A 4,819-nucleotide genomic window follows, 5' to 3' on the forward strand; every position below is an offset into this window, starting at 1 on the left:
CATAGGTAGCGTCCTTTGCATGGAAATATTGACGGGATTTTACCCTGATAGAGATTAAATTCCTATAAACTCAGATGAAGGAGTTCTCTGCGAGCGTTTAAAATATCATCACTGATCGCTTTTTTAAGCGATTCGAGAGACTCAAACTTCTGATTTTTGCGTAAAAATTTGACAAAGCTGATCATCACCTTTTCACATTGACCGATAGTCTCACCTAAAATATGGCTCTCAATGGCGTAACTTCCGTCCGTTGTGACACGATGTCCGACGAAAACGACGGAGGGGTGGAAATGTTCCTCCTCATCGAGACGCGTGAGTGCCGCATAGACACCCTCATAGGGGAGCAAATATCCGGGGCATTCGAGATTGAGCGTCGGGACAAGTTCGGTTTTCCCGATCCCCTGCCCTTTGATGACGCTCCCTTTGATCGAGTAGTTGTGTCCTAAAAAGCGGTTGGCTCCGCTGATGTCGCCGATTTGGATTTTAGAACGGATTTTATGGGAGTGTACCGAATCGTCTTCGATACACACCTGATCGATCACTTTGACTTCCCCCGAAAAGAGTTCGCCCAGATTGGCATGGGAGTAGCGGCGGTTTTTTCCGAAATGAAAATCATATCCCACCACTATTTTACGCAAATGGGGAAAGCGCTCTCGCAGCATCGCTATAAAAGCTTCCCCCTCCAAATGACGAATATCCTCTAATGAATAATAGACAATCGGATAGTGGGTGTAGTGTTCACGCTCATGGGAGGGGGTGAGATTGGCATACCCCGTCTCGATGACGACAATGGCACCGTGATCCCCTAGCTCATTGAACAGCTGCTGATGCCCGATGTGCATCCCGTCAAATCCGCCGATGGCAATGGAATCAACCTTTGACAAAGCCATAACACGTCTCCTGATTTCCCTCTTTTCCCGCTATATGGGCACCCTCTTTTGCAACCAGTTTCCATCCCATCAGTGCACACGCATCTTCGAGACGGATCATCGCTTTGCCGATCGCTTTATCGTCTTTGACGACACCGTTTTTATCCCGTTTCACTTCACGCCCCACCTGAAACTGCGGTTTGAAAAGGAGGACGATGTATTTGGATGCGAGGCGATCAATCGATTCGAGGATCAGTTCCAACGGAATAAAAGCGACGTCACACGTAACAAGATCGTAAGAAGTTTCAGCGCTAAAGACTCGAATATCGGTATTTTCGTGAACACTGACGCGCGGATCACTCCGTAAACTCGGATGGAGCTGATCGCTTCCGACATCGACACAGGTAACACTCGCAACACTGTTTTCCAAAAGAACTTGGGTAAATCCCCCCGTCGAGGAGCCGATATCGAGGGCGCGAAGTCCGTTCAACTCCCACTCGGTATAGGGGAGAAACCCTTTTAGCTTGATCGCGGCACGGCTAACGTAGAGTTCCGTATCGGCGATGTCGACAGCCATCCCCTCCGCTACGTCATAAGAGACTTTATCGACAATCTTCCCATCCACACTCACCGCGTGCTCTTTAATGAGCTGCTGCGCTTTATTACGGCTCTCAACGAGGCCGTTTTCTACCAAATAACTATCAAGTCTCATTGTGTTCCATTATTTTTTAATACGTTATGGTGGCATAACTTTGTTTAGGATACCATTGCGGATCAGTTTTCAGCTCAAGGATTAGGTATGCATTCAGTTCAAGTGGTCGTCATCGGCGGAGGATACGGGGGTATTCGCGCAATCGAACATTTAGCGCACAACAGCCACATTACCGTCACGTTGATCGATAAAAATCCTTACCATTATATGCAAGCGGAAGTATACGACTTCATCGCCAATAAAGTCGATATGTCGGACGTAATGATCGACCTCCCCTCCCTTACCAAAAGTTTTGGTTTGGTCACCTTTATCTGTGAAGAGGTAAACGGTATCGATACGCTCACCTCTACCGTCTCAACCGCTACCCAAAATATCAAATACGATCACCTCATTATCGCCACCGGAAGCCGCACCTATTTTCCCGATTTCATCAAAGGGCTACGCGAACACACCCACGGTGTCAAAAGTATCCCCGCCGCTTTAAATTTCAAACAGCAGTTTGAACGCTCCCTTCTCAACCGCATCGAAGCGGGTCTTTCAGGGGTAGAGATCGCCGCAGAGATGGCGGCGTATGCGAACCATTTTTACCAAAACGGCAACTTCGGATGTCGCGGAGTCGATGTCTACCTCATCGATGCGTATGAGACGATTCTTTTTGGGATGGATCCGTTTTTGATCGAGAGTGCCTATGAGCGGCTGAGTAAACTCGGGGTTCACGTGTGGCATAACAACCGAATCAGTGAAGTACGCAAAAACGAGATTCTTCTCGACAACGGTAAAATACTTGATTTCGAGTTTATGATTTTTACGGGGGGGATCGCCGCATCGACTCTTACCCAATACCTCGGGTTTGAAACGAATACTAAGGGGCATTTGATCGTCGATGAACATCTCAATATCCCAAACCATCCGAACATTTACGCTATCGGCGATATCACGCAAGCTCTGAATGAAGAGGGAAAATTCATCCCTCCGACCGCCCAACTTGCTGAACGAGGAGGTGAACACGTCGCCGCCAATATCTTACGTTCTCTCAAAGGGAAATCAAAACGCCCCTTTAGGTTTAAAAATCAAGGGGTAATGATCGCCCTCGGCGGAGAATACGGAGCAGGACTCCTCCCCGGAGGGATCAAGGTGAAAGGGTATATCGCCTATTTAATCAAAAAGGCTATTTTTTGGATGTACACTGCTCCCCTCCGTCACCGAAGCGCTATCGGGAAGCGCCGTTAGGGAGCGAAACTCGCTCTCAGTGAGCAACGTCACACCCAACTCGACCGCTTTATCGTATTTGCTCCCCGCATCTTCGCCATACACGACGTAATCGGTCTTTTTGGAGACCGAAGAGGCAACTTTCGCCCCTAACTCCTCTAATATCGCCTTGATACTATCGCGCGGCACCGACATCGATCCCGTGATCACGACACTTTTCCCTTTAAACGGGTTCTCGTGAGCTTCCACTTTGATCGGAGCTACGGGATTTAAAAGGGTACGGAGTTTTTCGATTTTCTCGCTGTTAACACGGGAAAATTCGAGGATCGATTCAACCATCTCACCCCCGAACCCCTCCAGTGCCAAAATTGCTTCACGGCTTGCGCTGTCAAATGCCGTTCCGAATGCACCGCACAATGTTTTAGAAGCTACTTCGCCGATATGTTCGATCCCCAGCGCATTGATAAAACGCCAGCAATCGCACCCCTTGACCGCCGCTATCGCGTCGATCAGGTTACGGCTCTTTTTCTCTTTGAACCCTTCCAGTGATAAGAGCTGTTCCATCGTGAGACCGAAGAGATCAGAGAGTTCGCGCACCATCCCCGCGCTATGAAGTGCTTCGACGATCTTGTCCCCTAACCCGTCGATGTTGAGGCATTGTTTGGAGGCAAAATAGATGATCGAATTGACCACCCGCGCTTCGCATGAGAGGTTCTGGCATTTGATCAACGCCCCCTCATCGAGAAGTTCCGAATGACAGACAGGACAATGCTTCGGTCGGTGAATGATCTGCTCACTACCGTTACGCTCAGATGCGATCACCTTGACGATTTTCGGGATAACGTCACCGCTTCGCAAAATAATGACTTTGTCCCCGAGTCGGATATCTTTACGCTCGATCTCATCGAAATTATGAAGCGTCGAACGCTCGACCGTAACCCCTTCGATATCGACAGGCTCGACGATGGCGACGGGAGTAACCACGCCGCTGCGCCCCACCTGCATGATCACTTCTTTGAGCGTCGTGAGCTTCTCAATCGCGGGAAATTTATACGCCGCCGCCCAACGGGGGTTTTTAACCGTATAACCCAGTTCATCCTGCACACGGATCGCATCGACCTTTATTACCATCCCATCAAGAAGCATCGCAAAATTATCCCGCTCAACGCGCATCTCATGGTAAAAGGTTTCGATCTGATCAGCGCTCTCACATAAATGGGTCATGTGGGGATTTCGGAATCCCAGACCATAGACCCACTCCATCCGCTCCGATAGATTTTTGATCTCGAGAGTATTGGCTCCGATACCGTAGGGCATAAACACCAACCGACGCGACGCGGTGATACGGGTATCAAGCTGTCGAAGGCTCCCCGCCGCCGCATTGCGAGGGTTGGCAAACAGCGATTCACCGTTACGTGAGCGCTCCAGATTGATCTTCTCGAAATCCTCTTTGAAGATCACCACTTCGCCCCGAATCTCGATCCGTCCCGTATACTCAATACTCAGAGGAATCGACTGGATCGTTTTGGCGTTTTGGGTAACCTCTTCCCCCTCTACCCCGTCACCGCGGGTGATCGCTTGTACCAATGCACCGTTATCATAGATCAGATTCAAACTCGCTCCGTCAAACTTCGGCTCACAGTAAAAGCGGACATCCCCGTACCCTTTCGTGATGCGATTGACCCACGTCTCCAACTCCTCGCGGTTAAAGAGGTCTTCGAGGCTCCACATACGGCTCAAGTGCTGTGCTTTCTCAAACTTATCCTGAGGGACATCGCCTACCCGCTGTGTCGGAGAATCGGGAATTATTTCATTGGGATGTTCACTCTCATACACTACCACCTGATGATAGAGGATGTCGTACTCCTCGTCCGTCGTGATCGGATCGTCGAGGACATAGTAATGATACGAGTATTTTTGAAGTTGTTTTACGGCGTTTTGGTATTCGGTTTGGGTCATCTCTAATCTTTTTGTCTAAATTTTTATTTTATTGCATTATCTATCAGTATCCACATTTTTTCCGGTTCTT

At 49.0% G+C, this 4,819-nt stretch carries 4 protein-coding genes; 1 reads left to right on the forward strand and 3 read right to left on the reverse strand.

Annotated elements, in window-relative coordinates:
* Positions 1-62: 62 nt before the first annotated feature.
* Both A2517_RS09930 and A2517_RS09935 read right to left on the reverse strand, forming a co-directional pair.
* The gene (locus A2517_RS09930) at positions 63-890 is read right to left on the reverse strand and encodes a bifunctional riboflavin kinase/FAD synthetase (RefSeq protein ID WP_294896580.1); all 828 of its coding nucleotides are present in this window, start codon (positions 888-890) and stop codon (positions 63-65) included.
* Positions 871-1,581: a TlyA family RNA methyltransferase gene (locus A2517_RS09935; RefSeq protein WP_294896582.1), complete on the reverse strand. Its 711-nt coding sequence runs from the start codon at positions 1,579-1,581 to the stop codon at positions 871-873. Before A2517_RS09935 ends, A2517_RS09930 begins: the two co-directional genes overlap by 20 nt.
* Before the next feature lie 87 nt (positions 1,582-1,668).
* On the opposite strand from A2517_RS09935, the gene A2517_RS09940 reads away from it, so the two are divergent.
* A complete protein-coding gene (locus tag A2517_RS09940) occupies positions 1,669-2,811 on the forward strand; it encodes an FAD-dependent oxidoreductase (protein ID WP_294896584.1) in 1,143 nt (380 codons plus the stop codon).
* Here A2517_RS09940 and ligA read toward each other — a convergent pair.
* A complete protein-coding gene (gene ligA, locus A2517_RS09945) occupies positions 2,737-4,749 on the reverse strand; it encodes an NAD-dependent DNA ligase LigA (RefSeq protein WP_294896586.1) in 2,013 nt (670 codons plus the stop codon). The two genes, A2517_RS09940 and ligA, sit on opposite strands and share 75 nt — an antisense overlap.
* Positions 4,750-4,819: the final 70 nt, after the last annotated feature.

This window comes from Sulfuricurvum sp. RIFOXYD12_FULL_44_77, from assembly GCF_001830725.1.
Classification (GTDB): Bacteria; Campylobacterota; Campylobacteria; order Campylobacterales; family Sulfurimonadaceae; genus Sulfuricurvum; species Sulfuricurvum kujiense_A.

What these genes read in the sequence shown, in the direction of transcription:
- A2517_RS09930 (WP_294896580.1), bottom strand. Translation starts at nt 890, where the DNA reads ATGGCTTTGTCAAAGGTTGATTCCATTGCCATCGGCGGATTTGACGGG.
- A2517_RS09935 (WP_294896582.1), bottom strand. Translation starts at nt 1,581, where the DNA reads ATGAGACTTGATAGTTATTTGGTAGAAAACGGCCTCGTTGAGAGCCGT.
- ligA (WP_294896586.1), bottom strand. Translation starts at nt 4,749, where the DNA reads ATGACCCAAACCGAATACCAAAACGCCGTAAAACAACTTCAAAAATAC.
- A2517_RS09940 (WP_294896584.1), top strand. Translation starts at nt 1,669, where the DNA reads ATGCATTCAGTTCAAGTGGTCGTCATCGGCGGAGGATACGGGGGTATT.